This is a genomic window from Methylobacterium sp. 13MFTsu3.1M2 (genome assembly GCF_900112625.1).
Classification (GTDB): domain Bacteria; phylum Pseudomonadota; class Alphaproteobacteria; order Rhizobiales; family Beijerinckiaceae; genus Methylobacterium.
This window is the reverse complement of the sequence record NZ_FOMM01000006.1, coordinates 231,144-247,133: the sequence shown is the minus strand read 5'-3', so window position 1 is coordinate 247,133 and position 15,990 is coordinate 231,144. Positions and strand designations below refer to the sequence as shown.

The window sequence follows — 15,990 nt, the reverse complement described above, 5'->3', positions numbered from 1 at the left end:
ACGTGTCGCTACGGCAACAGGCGTCGCCTTCCGCGTGAAGGCCGCTTGCGGCCGCGTCCGGCTGCCCGTAGTCCGGATGGAGAAAGATCAAGTTTTACAGTACTTTATCACAATTCTAAACAGCGCGGCCGAGACGCCGGGGTGGCCCCCGGCGCGCGCGGTCGGCTGCCCGCAGCGTCGCATCCGGCAAGAGACCATGAGAGCCGTCCCCCCCCTCCCCGGCGTCACCCTGCGCGCCCTGCTCGCCGGGGCCTCGCTCGCCGTGCTGGCGCAGGCCGCGCCGAGCCTCGCCCAGGACGCGTCGCGCCGCGGCGGCGCCGGCCCGACCGCCGGCGGCAGCGTGCAGCTCGAGGAGCTGAGCGTCACCGGCCAGGGCGGCGGCCCGGCCTCCGGGGCCCCGGCCGGCGCACCCGTGCGCGGCGCGGAGAGCCCGACCGGCCCGATCGACGGCTACGTGGCCCGGCGCTCGGCGACCGCGACCAAGACCAACACCCCGCTGATCGAGACGCCGCAATCGATCAGCGTCGTGGGCCGCAAGCAGCTCGACACCCAGAACGCCCAGACCCTCACCCAGGCGACCCAGTACGTCGCCGGCACCTACGCGGGCACCTTCGGCGCCGACACGCGCCTCGACTTCTTCCAGCTCCGCGGCTTCGTGGTCAGCGATTACGGCCTCTACCTCAACGGCCTGCAGCTCCTGAACTACGGCTTCGCCTACAGCCGCGTGAACACGTTCGGGCTGGAGCGCATCGAGGTGCTGCGCGGCCCCTCCGCGGTGCTGTTCGGCGCCGGCAATCCCGGCGGCCTGATCAACCAGATCAGCAAGCGCCCGACCGAGACCCCGTTCGGGCTCGTCGAGGTCGGCGGCGGCTCCTTCGACCAGCGCTACGCCGCCTTCGACGTCGGCGGCCCGGCCGACGCCGAGGGCCACTGGTTCGGCCGCCTGACCGGCTACGCCCGCAACGGCGGCACGCAGGTCCAGGGCGCGCCGGACGACAGCTACTACATCGCCCCGGCCTTCACCTATAAGCCGGACGGGTCGACCAAGTTCACGGTCCTGTCAAGCTTCCAGCACGACAACACGGCCGTGACGGCGAACTTCCTGCCCTATTACGGCACGGCCCGGCCGACCGTGCTCGGCCTGCGCATCCCGCGCTCGCTCAACGTGGGCGATGCCGGCTTCAACACCTTCCGGCGCGACCAGGCCTTCATCGGCTACGAGTTCGAGCACGTCTTCGACGACACCTGGGCGGTGCGCCAGAACGCCCGCTACGGCTACACGCAGAGCTTCCAGAACTCCTATATCGGCCAGCTCGGCTACACCGACCCGCTCCAGACCCAGCTCGGCCGCTACCTGTTCCGGGATTCCGCCAAGATCGCGCAGCTCGACGTCGACACGCAGGCCGAGGCCAAGTTCTTCGACGGCTTCTTCCGCCACGACTTCCTGATGGGCGTGGAGTACCGGAACTTCCAGATCCACGACAACCAGGCCTCGGGCTTCCCCGGCCCCGACCTCAACATCCTCGCGCCCTCTTACGGCCCGCAGGCGGTCTCGGCCTCGCCCTACCTGATCAACGCCAACTCGTTCCAGCAGGTCGGCCTCTACTTCCAGGACCAGATCAAGCTCACGCCGGAGCTGACCCTGATCCTCGGCGGCCGCCAGGACTTCGTCCAGAACACCGTCTACGACCGCCTGACGCCCGCCAACACCAACGGCCGCAACGACAGCGCCTTCACCTACCGGGCGGCGGCGATCTACAACTTCGACTTCGGCCTCGCGCCCTACATCATGTACGCGACCTCGTTCCAGCCCCAGATCGGCGTGGACATCAACAACCGCACCTTCAGGCCCGATACCGGCGACCAGGTCGAGGGCGGCGTCAAGTTCGAGCCGCCCGGCCAGGGCTACTTCCTGACGCTGGCGGGCTTCGACATCCACCGCAACAACGTGCTCACCCCCAACCCGGTGAACACGATCTTCCAGACGCAGGTCGGCGCGGTGCGCTCCACCGGCTTCGAGGCGCAGCTCGTCGCCAACGTCGCCGACGGCCTCAACCTCGTGGCGTCCTTCACCAAGTTCGACTTCACCACCGAGCGGGATGCCGATCCGGTGCGGGTCGGCAAGACGCCGGTCAACATCCCCCAGACCCTGGCCTCGCTGTTCGCCGACTACACCATCCCGCTCGGGCCGTGGCGCGGCTTCGGCTTCGGCGGCGGCGTGCGCTACGTCGGCAGCTCCTTCGCGGATGTCGGCAACACCCTGCGGGTGCCCGACTACGTGCTGTTCGACGCGCAGGTGCACTACGATTACGAGAACTGGCGCTTCCAGGTGAACGCCTCGAACCTCGCCGACCGACGCTACGTCGCCTCCTGCCAGTCGAACGTGTCGTGCTTCTACGGCGACGCCCGGCGGGTGCTGGCGAAGGTCAGCTACAAGTGGTGAGGTGGCCCGGGCGGTTCTTGTTTGCGGCCGCCCGCAGCATGGTGACCAGCCCCGTCATCGCGAGCGCAGCGAGGCGATCCAGGGCAGCGCGACATCGGCGGGTGTGGCGCTGCTGGATTGCTTCGCTCCGCTCGCAGCGACGGCGGCGCTCCGATCAGCCGTCCGCAGCCTCCGCCCCGGTGATCGGCTGCGGCCCGGAGAGCCGGGTCGGCAGGGTGTCGATCCGCAGGGACCGGCGGAGCGCCCGCGAGAACGCGTCGACCGCCATCGTCACCAGCGCGGTGGCGGCGATCAGCACCAGGGCCACGTCGAGGCGCAATTCCGAGATCGCGGCGTCGACATAGAAGCCCAAGGTCGTGACCCCCAGGATGCCGAAGATCGCGCTCTCCCGCAGGATCAGCTCCCAGCGGTAAAGCAGGTAGGCCAGGAACTGCCCGTAGAGCCGCGGCACGGTCTCGTAGGCGTAGAGGTCGAGGCCCCGGGGGGCGTCCGCCCGGTAGGGGATCGCGTCGGCGTGCCGGCCCATCAGGTAGGCGACGATGCCGGCATTGTGCAGGGCCAGCGCCAGGATCGCCGGCAGCATCGAGGGGCCGAGCAGCTGCAGGGCGACGTAGGCCAGCATGTATTCCGGCGTGGAGCGCACCACCACGAGGAGCGCCCGCCCCAGCGGCCGCCCGATCGGCCCGGCGAAGCGCCGCGCGGTCAGCGGGAACAGGACGAGGGCCCCGAGGGCGGTGGCGGCCAGGGCGATCTGCGCCAGGATCAGGGTCTGGGCGGTCCCGGGCAGGACCTGCTCGGTCAGGATCGGGCGCAGCCACGACCAGAGCCGCGCCCAGGTCTCGGGCTCGGCGAGCGGCGCGCCCCGGAGCGGGGCCGGCACGACGTCGTGGCCGAGGAAGCGGGCGAGGCTCGGGCCGATCGCCGCGCTGCCGACGGTCGGCGGCAGCGCCAGCACGGCGCCGACGAGGAGGAACGGCAGGGTCCGGGCGCGCACCCAGAGCCGGCGCGTGCCGATCAGCGCGTAGAAGATCAGGAGCAGCGCCCCGGCCTCGGCGTAGCGGCCCTGGCGGAAGGCGGATTCGAAGGCGAAGCCCATGGTCGGCAGGCCGATGAAGCCCAGCACGAGGCTGGAGCGCAGGCCGCATTCGAGGCGATAGAGGGTGTAGTCGCGCATCCGTCCGGCCACTTCGGGCAGGCGCGCGTACAGGAAGGCCGAAACCGCGCCGGTGCCCGCGGGCAGGACGCGGAGCGCCGCGAGGTCGGCCTCCTCGATCAACTCGGCGTAGACCTTGGCGCAGATGCCCGCGTAGGGCAGCGCGATGGCGAGGGCGCCGGTGGTCGCCGACAGGCCGAAGACCTGCATCAGCAGCAGCGCCCAGAACAGCTCGTGGACGGCGCGCAGGCCCGCGCAGGCGAGCCGGACGGCGCGCGAGCGGGCGAAGGGGACGGCGAGCAGCAGCCCCGTCCCGGCCCCGAGCCCGACGCCGAGCATCGCGAAGGCCACGGTGTAGAGGACGCTCCAGCCCTCGACCGCGAGAAAATCGGGCCGGATCAGGCCGCCCAGCAGCCGGGCGAGGTCGGCGAAGGGGTGGAGGGTCGTGACCTGCAGGTCGGCGACCAGCAGGCCGGCGAGCGCCGCCGCCAGGAACCAGCGGCTCACCGCCGCGTAGCCCGGCCGCGGCAGGAACGCGGCCTTGCCGGCGAGAGCGCCCATCAGGCGGCCTCGTAGAACGGGCTGAGCCGCGCCGGGTCGAGGCCGGCCGAGGGCGCGTCGAGGACGATCCGGCCGGCCTCCAGCACCACGACCCGGTCGGTGTGGGCGAGGGCCAGGGCCACATCGTGGAGCGCCAGGATCAGGGTCTCGTGCCCGCGGGCCAGCTCGGTGAGGATCCGGCCGCCCTGCTGGCGGTCCAGCGCCGAGACCGGCTCGTCCGCCACCAGGATCGGCCGTCCGTTGTAGAGGGCGCGGGCCACCGAGACGCGCTGCTGCTGGCCGCCGGAGAGCTCCCCGGCCCGGTCCCAGAGCCGGTCCGCGAGCCCGACCCGGTCGAGGACCGCCGCCACGGCGGCAACGTCGGCCCGCGCCGGCCGGACCAGGGTCCGCAGGTTGTGCAGGGTCGAGCGCCGGTCGAGGCGGCCCATGTAGACGTTGTGGAACACCGAGAGCGGCCGCACCAGGGCGGCCGCCTGAGGCACCAGGGCCACCCGCCCGGGGGCCTGCCCGTGGATCAGGCCGATCAGGGTCGACTTGCCGGCCCCCGAGCGCCCCATGAGCGCGACCCGCTCGCCCGCCCGCACGGTCAGGTCGAGGCCCGACAGAACCGGGCGCCCGTCATAGGCTGCGGAGGCGTTCGCCAGGACGATGGCCGCGCCGGACGCCGTGTCGGACCCTGCGCCCGCCTCCGCGCCCGACACCGTGCCGGCTGCCGCGCCGCGCGACACGCGCGTCAGTCCAGGAGGCCGGTCGAGCGTCCGACCTCGACGAGGGGCTCGTAGGCCGCGTTGGTCACGGGGATGAACTTCGAGCGCCCGAACGGCTCCAGGATCGCCGGGTCGGCGATGCCGGTCAGCGCGGCCCGCAGCCTGTCGGTGAAGCCGGCGCCGTAGGTCTGCTCCACGTCGCCCCGCACGGTCCACTGGTAATCGGGGAAGGTCGGGCTCTCCCAGATCACCGAGACGGCCTTCGGGTCGACCTTGCCGGCCTTCGAGTCGAGGTCCCAGACCGAGTAGTCGACGGCGCCGACCGCGAAGGCGCCGGACTGGACCAGCTGGATCGTCCGGGTGTGGTCGCCCGAGAAGCCGACCCGGGCGAAGACCTGCTCCGGGGTCTTCCCCGGGAAGGCCTGCCGGACGAAGTACTCGGGCATCAGCCGCCCGGAGGTCGAGGCGCGGGCGCCGAACGTGAAGGTCCTGCCCGCGACGGCCTTCGGGAAATCCTTCTCCGGCTTCAGCCCGGTGGCGGCGTTGGCGATGACGTAGGTCTTGAACGCCGCGTCCTCGGCGCCCTGCGCGATCGCCTGGGAGCCCGGCACGGCCTTGCGCGCCTGGACGCCGGTGAAGCCGCCGAACCACGCGAGCTGCACCTGCCCGTTGGTGAAGGCGGTGACCGCCGCCGGGTAGCTCTTCACCGGGATGTAGCGCACCGGCACGCCGAGCTCGGCCTCCAGATAGGCGGCGACCTTGCCGAAGCGCTCGACCAGCCGGCTCTCGTCCTGGTCGGGGATGCCGGTGAAGACGAGGGGCGGGAGCGCCTTCGCAGCCGGCTTCTCCTGCGCCCGCGCCGGCCCGGCGGCGGCCAGGGCCGCCAGGACGCCCAGGGCGAGCCGCCCCAGCCAGCCCGGTCCCGGCTTCGATCCCGACCTCGATCCCGGCTTGGAGCCCGGCTTCGATCCCAGCGTCGATCCCTGCATCGCGTCCTCGTGGCACCACGCCCACGCACGGTGGGCCCGCAAGACGGCGGGCGTAGCAGAAGACGCCGCGCGCGCCAGCCTCGATCCTCGCGATCCCGGCGCCCTGCGGCGCCGGGAGACCGCCGAGACGCCGCCGGGATCCACCCGGAAATCCGTCTCAGGCGCCGGGCGCCACCGCGATCGCCGACAGGGTGAGGTGCTCCGGCAGGGCGGCGTCCGGCACCGGCACGGCCCGGATCCCGGCCGGGAGCACGCCGCCGAGCAGGTCCAGGAAGTCTCCCGACGCGGCGATCTCGATCTCGGCCGCCTTGGCCTGGGTCTCGATCCGCGCCAGGGCGTTCATCGCCGGGCCCAGCACCGTGTACTCGGCCCGCACGCCGTCGTCGAAGACCCCGACCAGCAGGTCGCCCGCGTGCAGGGCGACCACGACCCGCAGGGGGAACAGATTCTCCCGGGCGCGGGCCGCGTTGAGCGCGGCGATCCGGTCGCGGATCGACAGGGCGCAGGCGAGCGCCGCGCGCGCCTGGACGTCGGGATGGCCGACGACGAACTGCACCAGCACCGCGTCGCCGATATACTTGTCGACGAGGCCGCCCTGCTCCGCCACCGCCGCCTGGGCCGCCGCCCGGACCCCCAGCAGGGCCGTCACCATGGCCTCGGGCGGGTGCTCGCGGGAGAGCCGCGAGAAGCCGCGGATGTCGAGGATCATCAGGCAGGCGTGGCGCCGGTGGATGCCGAGGCCGGAATCGCCGTCGTCGGCGGCGAGGTCGAGGGCGACCGTGTCGGGCACGAAGCGGGCGAGCTGAGTCCGCTCGTGCTCCATGCGCAGGGCCCGCACCACCGCGGCGCGCAGGCGGACCATGCCGTCGACCACCAGGAGGCCCGCCGCCATGAAGGTGGCGAGCCCGGTGAGCTGCGCGGTCGGGAAGGTGTCGGCGTTCGGGAACAGGTCCGGATGGATCAGGCCGACCAGGAAGGCCGCGCTCCAGCAGACGGTGACGAGCCCGCAGAACAGCAGGGTCTGCGCCACCCGCATGCTCAGGCCGGTCTGGAGCAGGAGCAGGAAGGCGGGCAGGCGGCTCACCGCGTCGGCGCCGAGCCCCGCCCCGCCCCCGGCCAGCATGTGCTCGATGATCACGTAGACGGCGAGCCCGGCATTGAGGCCGGTGCCGGCCCAGCTGTAGACGGTGGCCGCGGGGCCGCCGCCGCGCTCCCGCAGCCCGAACCAGATCGTGCCGAGGCCGTACAGGCCGAGGATGAACCAGTGGCTCAGGGCGTGCAGAGAGCCGTCATAGGCCTGGGCCGCCATCAGCAGCACCAGCACGATCACCACCCGGAGGCCGAGCAGGCGCAGGCCGCCGCCGGCCTGCATGGTCCGCAGCACCGCCTCGTCGTCCGATCCGGGATCCGCCCGGCCCTCGGCAGGAGCCCGCGCGGGCCGCAGCGCGGAGAGCGTCGGGTTGCCGGCGCTGCCCGAGGCCATCAACCGCCCCGGCCGAGGCGCCGGGCCGCCGCGAAGCGGTTGAGGAAGCGCGGCTCCTTCTCGGGGGCGATCCGGATCGCGAGGTGAAGGGTGCCGTCGGCCTCCGACCGGCGGTCGAGGATCTCGGCGTTCTCGTAGAGCCAGTTCAGCGCCGCCCCGTCCTCCGGCGGCAGCGCCACCGCGAAGCTCGCGCGGTTGCGCCCGATCCGCGCCTCGATCCGGGCCGACAGCGCGGCGAGCCCCTCCCCGGTCACCGCCGAGACCAGGACCGGCGCGGCGCTGTCGCGGTCGTTGCGGGCCCTGGCCTGGCCGCTGAGGTTCAGGAGCCGCGCGCGCTCGTCGTCGTCGAGCAGGTCGGCCTTGTTCCAGACCTCGATGATCCGGTCGGTGCTGGTCTCGATGCCGAGCTCGCGCAGGACCTCGCCGACATCCTCGGCCTGGGCCTCGGAATCGACGTGGGCGACGTCCCGCACGTGGAGCAGCACGTCGGCCTCGATGGCGTCCTCGAGCGTCGCCCGGAAGGCCGCGATCAGGGGCGTCGGCAGGTCGGAGATGAAGCCCACCGTGTCCGACAGGATCACGGTCTCGCCGTGGGGCAGCTTGGTCGCCCGCGCGGTGGGGTCGAGGGTCGCGAACAGCATGTCCTTGGCGGTGACCTCGGCCCGGGTCAGGGCGTTGAACAGGCTCGACTTCCCGGCGTTCGTGTAGCCGACGAGCGCGACGATCGGGTACGGCACCCGAGCCCGGCTCTGCCGGTGCAGGCCGCGGGTGCGCACCACCGCGTCGAGGTCGCGCTCGATCCGGGTCATGCGCTCCTGGATCATGCGCCGGTCGGCCTCGATCTGGGTCTCGCCGGGGCCGCCCAGGAAGCCGAAGCCGCCGCGCTGGCGCTCCAAGTGGGTCCAGGAGCGGACGAGGCGGGACTTCTGGTAGGCGAGGTGGGCGTGCTCGACCTGCAGCGTGCCCTCGCGCGTGGAGGCGCGGCGCCCGAAGATCTCCAGGATCAGGCCGGTGCGGTCGATGACCTTGGCGCCCCAGGCCTTCTCGAGGTTGCGCTGCTGCACCGGCGACAGGGCGCAGTCCATCACGACGAGGCCGATCTCGCGGGCGCGGATCAGGCCGGCGATCTCCTCGACCCGGCCCTTGCCGAGATAGGTGGAGGGCCGGATCCGCGGCAGGCTGACGGCGAGGCTCTCGACCACGTCGAGCTCGATCGCGGCGGCGAGCCCGGTCGCCTCGTCGAGGCGGGCCTCCACGGAGCGCGACGGCGCGGCCGGTCCGGGGCCGGCCCCCGCCGCGCCGCGGGCGAGGTAGGGGCCGATCACCAGGGTGTGGGTCGCCGCGGCGATCTCGCCCTCGGGGGCGGCCTGCGCCTGGAGGCGGGCTTCGCCGGACGTCAGCGTTTCGGTCATACGGCCTTCGGCGCCGCCGCCCCGGGCGACGGCTTCGTTGGAGAGGTCGGAGTGTCAGAATGGGGATGCGGGCGGGCCGGGCCAAGATGCCGGCCGCGAACGGGCACAGATATCCGTCGGCGGGCGGGGTCTCCGCCCTCCCCCTGCCGCGGCCGCGCCGGTCGCGCGGCGTCGCCCGCGCGGCGCATTGGGCCTCCGACCCGCCCGATCCCCGGCTTCCGGCCCGCTAGGCGCCGGGGCCGCCGGCCCTCACGCCTTCTCGGCGGTCTCGTCCGGCTCGAACAGCTGCACCGGGTGGCCCGGCATGATCGTGGAGATCGCGTGCTTGTAGACCAGCTGCGAGTGCCCGTCCCGGCGCAGCAGCACGCAGAAATTGTCGAACCACGTCACCACGCCCTGCAGCTTAACGCCGTTGACGAGGAAGATGGTCAGCGGAATCTTGTTCTTGCGGACATGGTTGAGAAAGGTGTCCTGAAGGTTCTGTGCGCGTTCGCCCGCCATCTTCTTGGCCTTCTTGTTGTCCCGGCTCGCTCGGTCCGGGAGGAGTATGCCGCGGGCCGGATCGTCCGATCATCCGGTCCAGGGCCGTGTATACCAACACCATGACGACGTGAAAGCGTGGGTGCAAGCAACCCCCGTTCCAGCCGATCCGTGACGGATTGGCCCCGCCCTCAACGCGCGCGCCGACGCCGCGGCCTCACGGGCCGATGCCGAGGGACTTCAACTTGCGGTGCAGGGCCGAGCGCTCCATGCCGATGAACTCGGCGGTGCGCGAGATGTTGCCCGAGAACCGCGCGATCTGCGCCACGAGGTACTCGCGCTCGAAGATCTCGCGGGCCTCCCGGAGCGCGAGGCTCATCAGCTTCTCGCCGCCCGCGCCGCCCGGCGTCGTCGGCACCAGGGCGCCGATCTCGGAGGGCAGCATCTCCGAGGTGACCTCCTGCTCCGGGTCGGCCTGGGTCAGGATCATCAGCCGCTCGACGTTGTTCTTGAGCTGGCGCACGTTCCCCGGCCAGTTGTGCGACTGCAGCACCGCCATGGCGTCCTCGGCGATCCGGCGCTTGGGCAGGCCGGTCTGGGACGAGATGTTGTCCATGAAGAACTGGATCAGCTCGGGCACGTCCTCCCGGCGCTCCGACAGGGCCGGGACCCGGATCGGCACCACCGACAGGCGGTGGAACAGGTCCTCGCGGAAGCGGCCGGCGGCGATCTCCTCCTGAAGGTCCCGGGAGGACGAGGAGATGATGCGGACATCGACGTGGACCCGCGTCGTGCCGCCGACCCGCTGGAAGTTCTGGTCGACGAGGACGCGCAGGATCCGGTTCTGGGTCTCCCGCGGCATGTCGGCGACCTCGTCGAGGTAGAGGGTGCCGCCGTGGGCCTCCTCCAGGGCGCCGACCCGCCGGCCGCTCTCGCCCTCGACCCCGAACAGCTCGGCTTCCATGGTCTCGGGCAGGATCGCCGCCGCGTTGAGGAGCACGAACGGGCCGTTCGAGCGGGCCGAGGCCTTGTGCAGGCTGCGCGCCGCGAGCTCCTTGCCGGCGCCCAGCGCCCCGGTGATCATCACCCGGGCGTTCGTCGGCGCCACCCGGTCGAGGGTCTGGCGCAGCTGGTTGATGGCGAGCGACGTGCCGACGATGCGGTTGGTGGCGCCGGAGCGCGCCGTCAGGTCGCGGACCTCGCGCCGGAGCCGGGAGGCCTCCAGCGCCCGCTCGGCCACCAGGATCAGCCGGTCGGCCTTGAACGGCTTCTCGATGAAGTCGTAGGCGCCCGCCTTGATGGCCGAGACCGCGGTCTCGATGTTGCCGTGGCCCGAGATCATCACCACCGGCAGGTCGGGATTGGCCGCCTTGATCAGGTCGAGCACCTGCAGGCCGTCGAGCCGGGAGCCCTGCAGCCAGATGTCGAGGAAGACGAGGTGCGGCCGGCGCGCCTCGATGGCGGCGAGCGCCTCGTCCGAGCCGCCGGCCGTGCGGCAGCGGTGGCCCTCGTCGTCCAGGATCCCGGCGACGAGGTCGCGGATGTCGGCCTCGTCGTCGACGATCAGGATATCGGCGCTCATGCGTGCATCTCCGCGATCCGGGGGGCCGTCGGCGCGGCGCCCTTCTCCTCTGTCGTGACGGGACTGGTCTCAGGGGCCGCCGCCGCCGGCTCGGGCCCGTGCTCGCGCGGGACCCGCATCCGGACCTGGCCGCCGCGGCCGGCGGGATTGTCGTTCAGCTCGATCCCGCCGCCGTGCTCCTCGAGCACCTTGCTGACGATAGCAAGCCCCAGCCCGGTTCCACCCTCGCGGGTGGTCATGTAGGGCTCGAGCAGGCGCTGGCGCCCCTCGGCCGGGAATCCCTTGCCGTTGTCGGTGACGGCGATCACCGCGAACCCGTCCTCGACGGCGAGGTTCAGGCTGATCTTGCCCTTGCCGAGCTCGGCCTCCGGCACCTCGGCCACCGCCTCGACGGCGTTCTTGAGGATGTTGGTGATCACCTGGCTGAGCAGCCTGATGTCGAAGGCCGCCACGATCTTCTCCGCACTGCCCGCGCCGCCCTGGGCCGAGAACGCGAAGTCGATGTCCGGGTGCGCGACCCGCATCATGAACAGGTTCTGCTTGGCGATCTCGGTGAGGTCGTTCGGCGCGATGGCGGGCTTCGGCATCCGCGCGAAGGCCGAGAACTCGTCGACCATGCGCTTGATCTCGTCCACCTGGCGCACGATCGTGGCGGTGCACTGGTCGAACACCTCCTTGTCGGCGGTGATGACCTTCCCGTACTTGCGCCGGATCCGCTCGGCGGAGAGCTGGATCGGGGTCAGCGGGTTCTTGATCTCGTGGGCGATGCGGCGCGCCACGTCGCCCCAGGCGGAGCTGCGCTGCGCCTGGACGAGGTCGGTGATGTCGTCGAGCGTCACCACCGAGCCGCGGGACGCCCCCTGCGCCTGCTCGCTCGTGACCCGCACCGTGATGGTGCGCTCGCCCCGGGACCGGGTGAGCTGGACCTGCTGCTGCTGCAGGCTGCGCGGGCGCGCCTCGCTCTCGGCCAGCACCGGCGCGAGCTCCGGCACCGCGCGGGCCAGCGGCTCGCCGACCAGGGCGTCGCTCGCGAGGTCGAGCATCCGCTCGGCGGCGGGGTTGGCGATGGTGACGAAGCCCGCCGCGTCGAGGCCGATCACCCCGGGCGAGACCCCCGACAGCACGGCCTCGGTGAAGCGGCGGCGGGTGTCGATCAGGTCGCTCGCGGCGATCAGGCCGGCGTGCTGGCGGCGCAGCTCCTGAGTCATCTTGTTGAAGCTCTCGCCCAGGTGGGCGAGGTCGCCGCTGGTCTTCTTGGTCGGCACCTGGGCGTAGAAATTGCCCGACGCCACCTGGTCGGCGGCGTTGATCAGCCGCCGGATCGGCGCCACGAACCGGTTGGCGAAGTTCATGCCGAACCAGACGGCCGAGAGCAGCGCGATCAGCGCGATCAGCAGGAACACCGACGCGAAGGTGATCTGGATCGAGCGGCGCAGCGAATCGTAGGTGAGGTACTCGGCCGCCGCCGCCCGGGACACGCCCGGGAACTCGATGGCGAGTTGGCTCACCTCCCGCTGCACCATCAGCACGGCGTCGTCGTAGGCCGGCATGCGCAGCAGCGCGGCGAAGACCCGGCCCTCGGTGGGCAGGAGGCAGATCGGATCGGCGGAGTTCGCCGCGTCCTCGAAGGCCGCCGCCGAGGGCAGGCGGTTCGTCTTCAGGACGTCGATCTTGGCCCGGGCCACCACCTCGGTGGGGCCGCGCATGATCTGCGCCACCGGCAGGCCGAGATTGGTCGCCCGGGTGGTCAGGAAGGTCTGGAACCAGTCCCGGTTCACGTCGAAGTTCGGCCGGGCCCGGGTGAGGTCGTCGGCGAGGATGCGGATCTCGCGGGCGAGGCTCTGGCACTGGTTCTCCTGGTAGGCGTCGGCCACCTCCACGGATTTCAGCACCACGTCCCGGACCCGGTCGGTGAAGCCGAGCGACAGGCCCCGGTCGATCGTCACCGAGGCGACCACGGCGAGCAGGATCGTCGGCAGGATCGCGATCAGCGAGAACAGGCCGACGATGCGGGTGTGCAGGCGCGCCACCGCGGCGTTGGCCTTGCGGGCGTGCAGGAAGACCCGCGCCTCCCAGGCGATGATGACCGCGAGGCCGAGCACCAGGGCGGCGTTGATGGCCAGCAGCGTCACGCCGTAGGCCGGCGTCGGCGTCACTCGGATCACCCCGGCCAGGATCAGGAAGGTCGCGAGCGCCGAGACCAGGGCGGTAATCACCATGGCGGCGCCGATCCAGCCGGGACCGCGCGGGCCCGGCCGCAGCGATTCCGCCAGGGGCGTGCCGGACGGCTGGGACGCCTCGGGGGCCGCGGGCGTGCCCGCGTCCCGCTGATCCGCGTCCGGCTGGACCGTGTCCTGCTGGACCGTGTCCTGCTGGACCGCGTCCTGGCCCGCCCCGTCGGCACCCCTCTCGGGGACCGACGCGGGGCCTTCCTCTGTCCGTGAGCGTCTCAGGAACGGCATGACTGGTGCAGGGCCACAACAGTGTGGCGGAATTAATACGAATCCGGGCGTCCGGGCGGCGGATCGGCGGCGCGATCCGCCGCACGCGGGCGGCCTTGACCCCGCTCCGCCCCGCCCGTACCCCCGGTCGCGGAGGCGAACGGGGTCTGGTGGCCCTCCTGGTCTTCAAAACCAGTGGTACGCCAACAGCGTACGGTGGGTTCGATTCCCATCCGCTTCCGCCACGCTTCAGACAATCGAAACCGATGAACCAGTGTTCGCCGATATTCAGGCGACACGTGCGATTAAATTCGCGATACTGCTTCATCGGAACTGTGGGGGTGCCGGCTCGTTTCCCGCGATCGATCCCGCACGGGTGCCCGCGTGAAGAACCGATCCGCCGCCACCGTCCCGTTCCCGCCGGCCGCGGCCGGCCGCGCGCGCTGAGGCCGGCCATGCTGGACAGACTCGTCACGCTCCTCCCGCCCGGCGCCCGCGAGGCGCTGCGAACCCTCGCGGCGCGCCGGCCCGTGCGACTTCCCCCGCGTCGGCCGGGCGTCGAGGCCACGATCCTGCCGGGGCTCGACGCGCGGCCCGCCCCGATGGCGCCGCTGCACCCGCCCGCCGCCATCAACGACAATCCCCTCCAGGCCCTCCACGACGCCGTCGAGCGGGACCTGCGCGCCAGCGGCCACCTGCGCTGAGCGCGGGCCGCGCGGCCGACCGTCAGCGCTTGGCCGGTGCGGGGCCTTCGGGAATCGTCCCGGGCGCGATCCAGTGGCAGGCCGTGGTGCCGCGCACGGCGGCGCAGTCGTAGCTCGCGCCGCCCAGCGTCACCTTGTCGACGATGCCGGCGAGGTCCGTGCGCGCCAGCGCCGCGCAGCCGAGATGGTCCGCCTTGGGGTCGGCCAAGTGCGCCGCGGCCGCCGCCGCACCGTCGCGCATCAGCATGCGGTAATTGGCCAGCGACGGGCAGCCGATCACCGGCGGCCCGGCCCGCCGGTCCGGGACGCTCCTGTCGGGGCGGGGCGCGCGGGGCGCCTGCTGGGCCTGGACCGGCGCCGCGCCGAGGCCGAGGGCCAGCGCGACGAGGACGGCGTCGGGGAGGAGGCGGCGTGTCATGGGCCGCTCGTAGCACGGCGCGTCCGGTGTTGCGCATCCACCGCGCCGCTACGCTCAGCCCCCCGGCCGGCCCCCTCGCCCGGCCGCCGCAGACCTGCGGCGGATTCGGGGCTCGCCTGCGGATGTTCAGGCTTGACCGCGGGCCCGCCATTTGCGAGCGCCGCGCAGGAACGGAGGACGGGCCATGACGACGGAAATCGACAGCGACCAGAGACTGCACTTGGTGTTCGGCGGTGAATTGCAGGATCTCGACGGGGTCCGGTTCCGGGACATCAAGAACCTCGACATCGTCGGCATCTTCCCGGACTACGCCACCGCCCAGGCCGCGTGGCGGGCCAAGGCCCAGGCCACCGTCGACAGCGCGCAGACGCGCTACTTCGTGGTGCACCTGCACCGGCTGCTGGAGCCGCCGGCCCCCTGAGGGGACCGGGCGCGCGGGGATCCGAACCCGGGTCCGGGGCCGGGTCCGCCGCGCGCGTCCGCGGTGAGAGCGGGGTAAGAGCGCGGTGAGGGCGCGGCCGTGAAGGCATTGTGACACTTCCGGCCCGCTGCTAAGAGCCTCGCCCGTCATCGGATCGTTCCGGCTCCTCGGGAGACCGGTCTGAACAAGAGCGGCGGGAGGTCCGGCCGCGAGCGAGCGGCCGCCCATGAAATCCTCGATCAAGATCATCGCCGGGAATGCCAGCCGGCCCCTGGCCGAGGCGATCGCGGCCTATCTCGAATTGCCGCTCGCCAAGTGCATGGTCCGGCGCTTCGCCGACATGGAGATCTTCGTCGAGCTCCAGGAGAACGTGCGCGGCGAGGACGTGTTCATCGTCCAGTCGACCTCGTTCCCGGCGAACGACCACCTGATGGAGCTGCTGATCATGATCGACGCCGCGCGCCGGTCCTCGGCCCGGCGCATCACGGCGGTGATCCCGTATTTCGGCTACGCGCGGCAGGACCGGCGCACCTCCGGCCGCACCCCGATCTCGGCCAAGCTGGTGGCGAACCTGATCACGGAGGCCGGCGCCGACCGCGTCCTGACCCTCGACCTCCACGCCGGCCAGATCCAGGGCTTCTTCGACATCCCCACCGACAACCTGTTCGCCGCCCCCGTGATGGTGCGCGACATCAAGGAGCGGCTGCCGAGCGCCGACAGGATGGTGGTCTCGCCGGACGTCGGCGGCGTGGTCCGGGCGCGCGCCATCGCCAAGCGGATCGACTGCCCGCTCGCCATCGTCGACAAGCGCCGCGAGCGCCCCGGCGAGTCCGAGGTGATGAACATCATCGGCGAGGTCGAGGGCCGCTCCTGCATCCTCGTGGACGACATCGTCGATTCGGGCGGCACCCTGGTCAACGCCGCCGAGGCCCTGCTCAACGCCGGCGCCAAGGACGTCTCGGCCTACATCACGCACGGCGTCCTGTCGGGTGGCGCGGTCTCCCGCATCGCCGCCTCGCGGATGAAGGAGCTGGTGATCACCGACTCGATCCAGCCGACCCAGGCCGTCAAGCTCGCCCGCAACATCCGGGTGGCGACGATCGCGCCGCTGCTCGGCGAGGCGATCGGCCGGACCGCGACCGAATCCAGCGTCTCCAGCCTGTTCGACTGACGGCGCCGTCCGGCCGATTCTGGCC

General features: G+C 72.1%; 13 protein-coding genes and 1 tRNA gene. 5 read left to right on the top strand and 9 right to left on the bottom strand.

Going from position 1 to position 15,990, the window contains the following annotated elements:
- Positions 1-196: 196 nt before the first annotated feature.
- Entirely contained in the window at positions 197-2,443 is a 2,247-nt protein-coding gene (locus tag BM314_RS07020) for a TonB-dependent siderophore receptor (RefSeq protein ID WP_091977603.1), read from the top strand.
- Between the two features lie 154 nt (positions 2,444-2,597).
- On the opposite strand, the gene BM314_RS07015 is transcribed toward BM314_RS07020, so the two are convergent.
- From BM314_RS07015 to BM314_RS06980, 8 genes are all read right to left on the bottom strand, one after another.
- Positions 2,598-4,157 carry a PhnE/PtxC family ABC transporter permease gene (locus tag BM314_RS07015; RefSeq protein ID WP_091977601.1) on the bottom strand — a complete coding sequence of 520 codons (1,560 nt, stop codon included), beginning with the start codon at positions 4,155-4,157 and terminating at the stop codon, positions 2,598-2,600.
- Positions 4,157-4,885 carry an ATP-binding cassette domain-containing protein gene (locus tag BM314_RS07010; protein ID WP_244539874.1) on the bottom strand — a complete coding sequence of 243 codons (729 nt, stop codon included), beginning with the start codon at positions 4,883-4,885 and terminating at the stop codon, positions 4,157-4,159. Before BM314_RS07010 ends, BM314_RS07015 begins: the two co-directional genes overlap by 1 nt.
- A gap of 5 nt (positions 4,886-4,890) precedes the next feature.
- Positions 4,891-5,853: a putative selenate ABC transporter substrate-binding protein gene (locus BM314_RS07005; protein ID WP_244539873.1), complete on the bottom strand. Its 963-nt coding sequence runs from the start codon at positions 5,851-5,853 to the stop codon at positions 4,891-4,893.
- 157 nt (positions 5,854-6,010) lie between these two features.
- On the bottom strand, positions 6,011-7,336 hold the full coding sequence (locus BM314_RS07000; protein ID WP_020095569.1) for an adenylate/guanylate cyclase domain-containing protein: 1,326 nt from the start codon (positions 7,334-7,336) through the stop codon (positions 6,011-6,013).
- On the bottom strand, positions 7,336-8,748 hold the full coding sequence (gene hflX, locus BM314_RS06995; protein ID WP_020095570.1) for a GTPase HflX: 1,413 nt from the start codon (positions 8,746-8,748) through the stop codon (positions 7,336-7,338). Before hflX ends, BM314_RS07000 begins: the two co-directional genes overlap by 1 nt.
- A gap of 249 nt (positions 8,749-8,997) precedes the next feature.
- Positions 8,998-9,249, bottom strand: a complete 252-nt coding sequence (hfq, locus tag BM314_RS06990; RefSeq protein ID WP_007563033.1) for an RNA chaperone Hfq — start codon at positions 9,247-9,249, stop codon at positions 8,998-9,000.
- Between the two features lie 196 nt (positions 9,250-9,445).
- Complete coding sequence (locus BM314_RS06985; protein WP_020095571.1) at positions 9,446-10,810, bottom strand: nitrogen assimilation response regulator NtrX; 1,365 nt, start codon at positions 10,808-10,810, stop codon at positions 9,446-9,448.
- The gene (locus BM314_RS06980) at positions 10,807-13,272 is read right to left on the bottom strand and encodes a sensor histidine kinase NtrY-like (protein ID WP_091977600.1); all 2,466 of its coding nucleotides are present in this window, start codon (positions 13,270-13,272) and stop codon (positions 10,807-10,809) included. Before BM314_RS06980 ends, BM314_RS06985 begins: the two co-directional genes overlap by 4 nt.
- A 131-nt stretch (positions 13,273-13,403) precedes the next feature.
- Here BM314_RS06980 and BM314_RS06975 point away from each other — a divergent pair.
- Both BM314_RS06975 and BM314_RS06970 read left to right on the top strand, forming a co-directional pair.
- A tRNA-Sec gene (locus BM314_RS06975) sits at positions 13,404-13,496 on the top strand.
- Positions 13,497-13,706: 210 nt separating this feature from the next.
- Positions 13,707-13,955 carry a hypothetical protein gene (locus BM314_RS06970; protein WP_091977598.1) on the top strand — a complete coding sequence of 83 codons (249 nt, stop codon included), beginning with the start codon at positions 13,707-13,709 and terminating at the stop codon, positions 13,953-13,955.
- Positions 13,956-13,977: 22 nt separating this feature from the next.
- Here BM314_RS06970 and BM314_RS06965 read toward each other — a convergent pair whose 3' ends face one another.
- Positions 13,978-14,373: a hypothetical protein gene (locus BM314_RS06965; RefSeq protein WP_056524642.1), complete on the bottom strand. Its 396-nt coding sequence runs from the start codon at positions 14,371-14,373 to the stop codon at positions 13,978-13,980.
- 184 nt (positions 14,374-14,557) lie between these two features.
- On the opposite strand from BM314_RS06965, the gene BM314_RS06960 reads away from it, so the two are divergent.
- The gene (locus BM314_RS06960; protein WP_020095575.1) at positions 14,558-14,794 is read left to right on the top strand and encodes a DUF4170 domain-containing protein; all 237 of its coding nucleotides are present in this window, start codon (positions 14,558-14,560) and stop codon (positions 14,792-14,794) included.
- 226 nt (positions 14,795-15,020) lie between these two features.
- A complete protein-coding gene (locus tag BM314_RS06955) occupies positions 15,021-15,965 on the top strand; it encodes a ribose-phosphate pyrophosphokinase (RefSeq protein ID WP_012318471.1) in 945 nt (314 codons plus the stop codon).
- Positions 15,966-15,990: the final 25 nt, after the last annotated feature.

Excerpts from the sequence above, each read along its gene's own strand:
- hflX (WP_020095570.1), bottom strand. The coding sequence starts at position 8,748 with ATGACCGAAACGCTGACGTCCGGCGAAGCCCGCCTCCAGGCGCAGGCC.
- BM314_RS06955 (WP_012318471.1), top strand. The coding sequence starts at position 15,021 with ATGAAATCCTCGATCAAGATCATCGCCGGGAATGCCAGCCGGCCCCTG.
- BM314_RS06985 (WP_020095571.1), bottom strand. The coding sequence starts at position 10,810 with ATGAGCGCCGATATCCTGATCGTCGACGACGAGGCCGACATCCGCGAC.
- BM314_RS07020 (WP_091977603.1), top strand. The coding sequence starts at position 197 with ATGAGAGCCGTCCCCCCCCTCCCCGGCGTCACCCTGCGCGCCCTGCTC.
- BM314_RS06980 (WP_091977600.1), bottom strand. The coding sequence starts at position 13,272 with ATGCCGTTCCTGAGACGCTCACGGACAGAGGAAGGCCCCGCGTCGGTC.
- BM314_RS07000 (WP_020095569.1), bottom strand. The coding sequence starts at position 7,336 with ATGGCCTCGGGCAGCGCCGGCAACCCGACGCTCTCCGCGCTGCGGCCC.
- hfq (WP_007563033.1), bottom strand. The coding sequence starts at position 9,249 with ATGGCGGGCGAACGCGCACAGAACCTTCAGGACACCTTTCTCAACCAT.
- BM314_RS07015 (WP_091977601.1), bottom strand. The coding sequence starts at position 4,157 with ATGGGCGCTCTCGCCGGCAAGGCCGCGTTCCTGCCGCGGCCGGGCTAC.
- BM314_RS06970 (WP_091977598.1), top strand. The coding sequence starts at position 13,707 with ATGCTGGACAGACTCGTCACGCTCCTCCCGCCCGGCGCCCGCGAGGCG.
- BM314_RS06965 (WP_056524642.1), bottom strand. The coding sequence starts at position 14,373 with ATGACACGCCGCCTCCTCCCCGACGCCGTCCTCGTCGCGCTGGCCCTC.
- BM314_RS07005 (WP_244539873.1), bottom strand. The coding sequence starts at position 5,853 with ATGCAGGGATCGACGCTGGGATCGAAGCCGGGCTCCAAGCCGGGATCG.
- BM314_RS06960 (WP_020095575.1), top strand. The coding sequence starts at position 14,558 with ATGACGACGGAAATCGACAGCGACCAGAGACTGCACTTGGTGTTCGGC.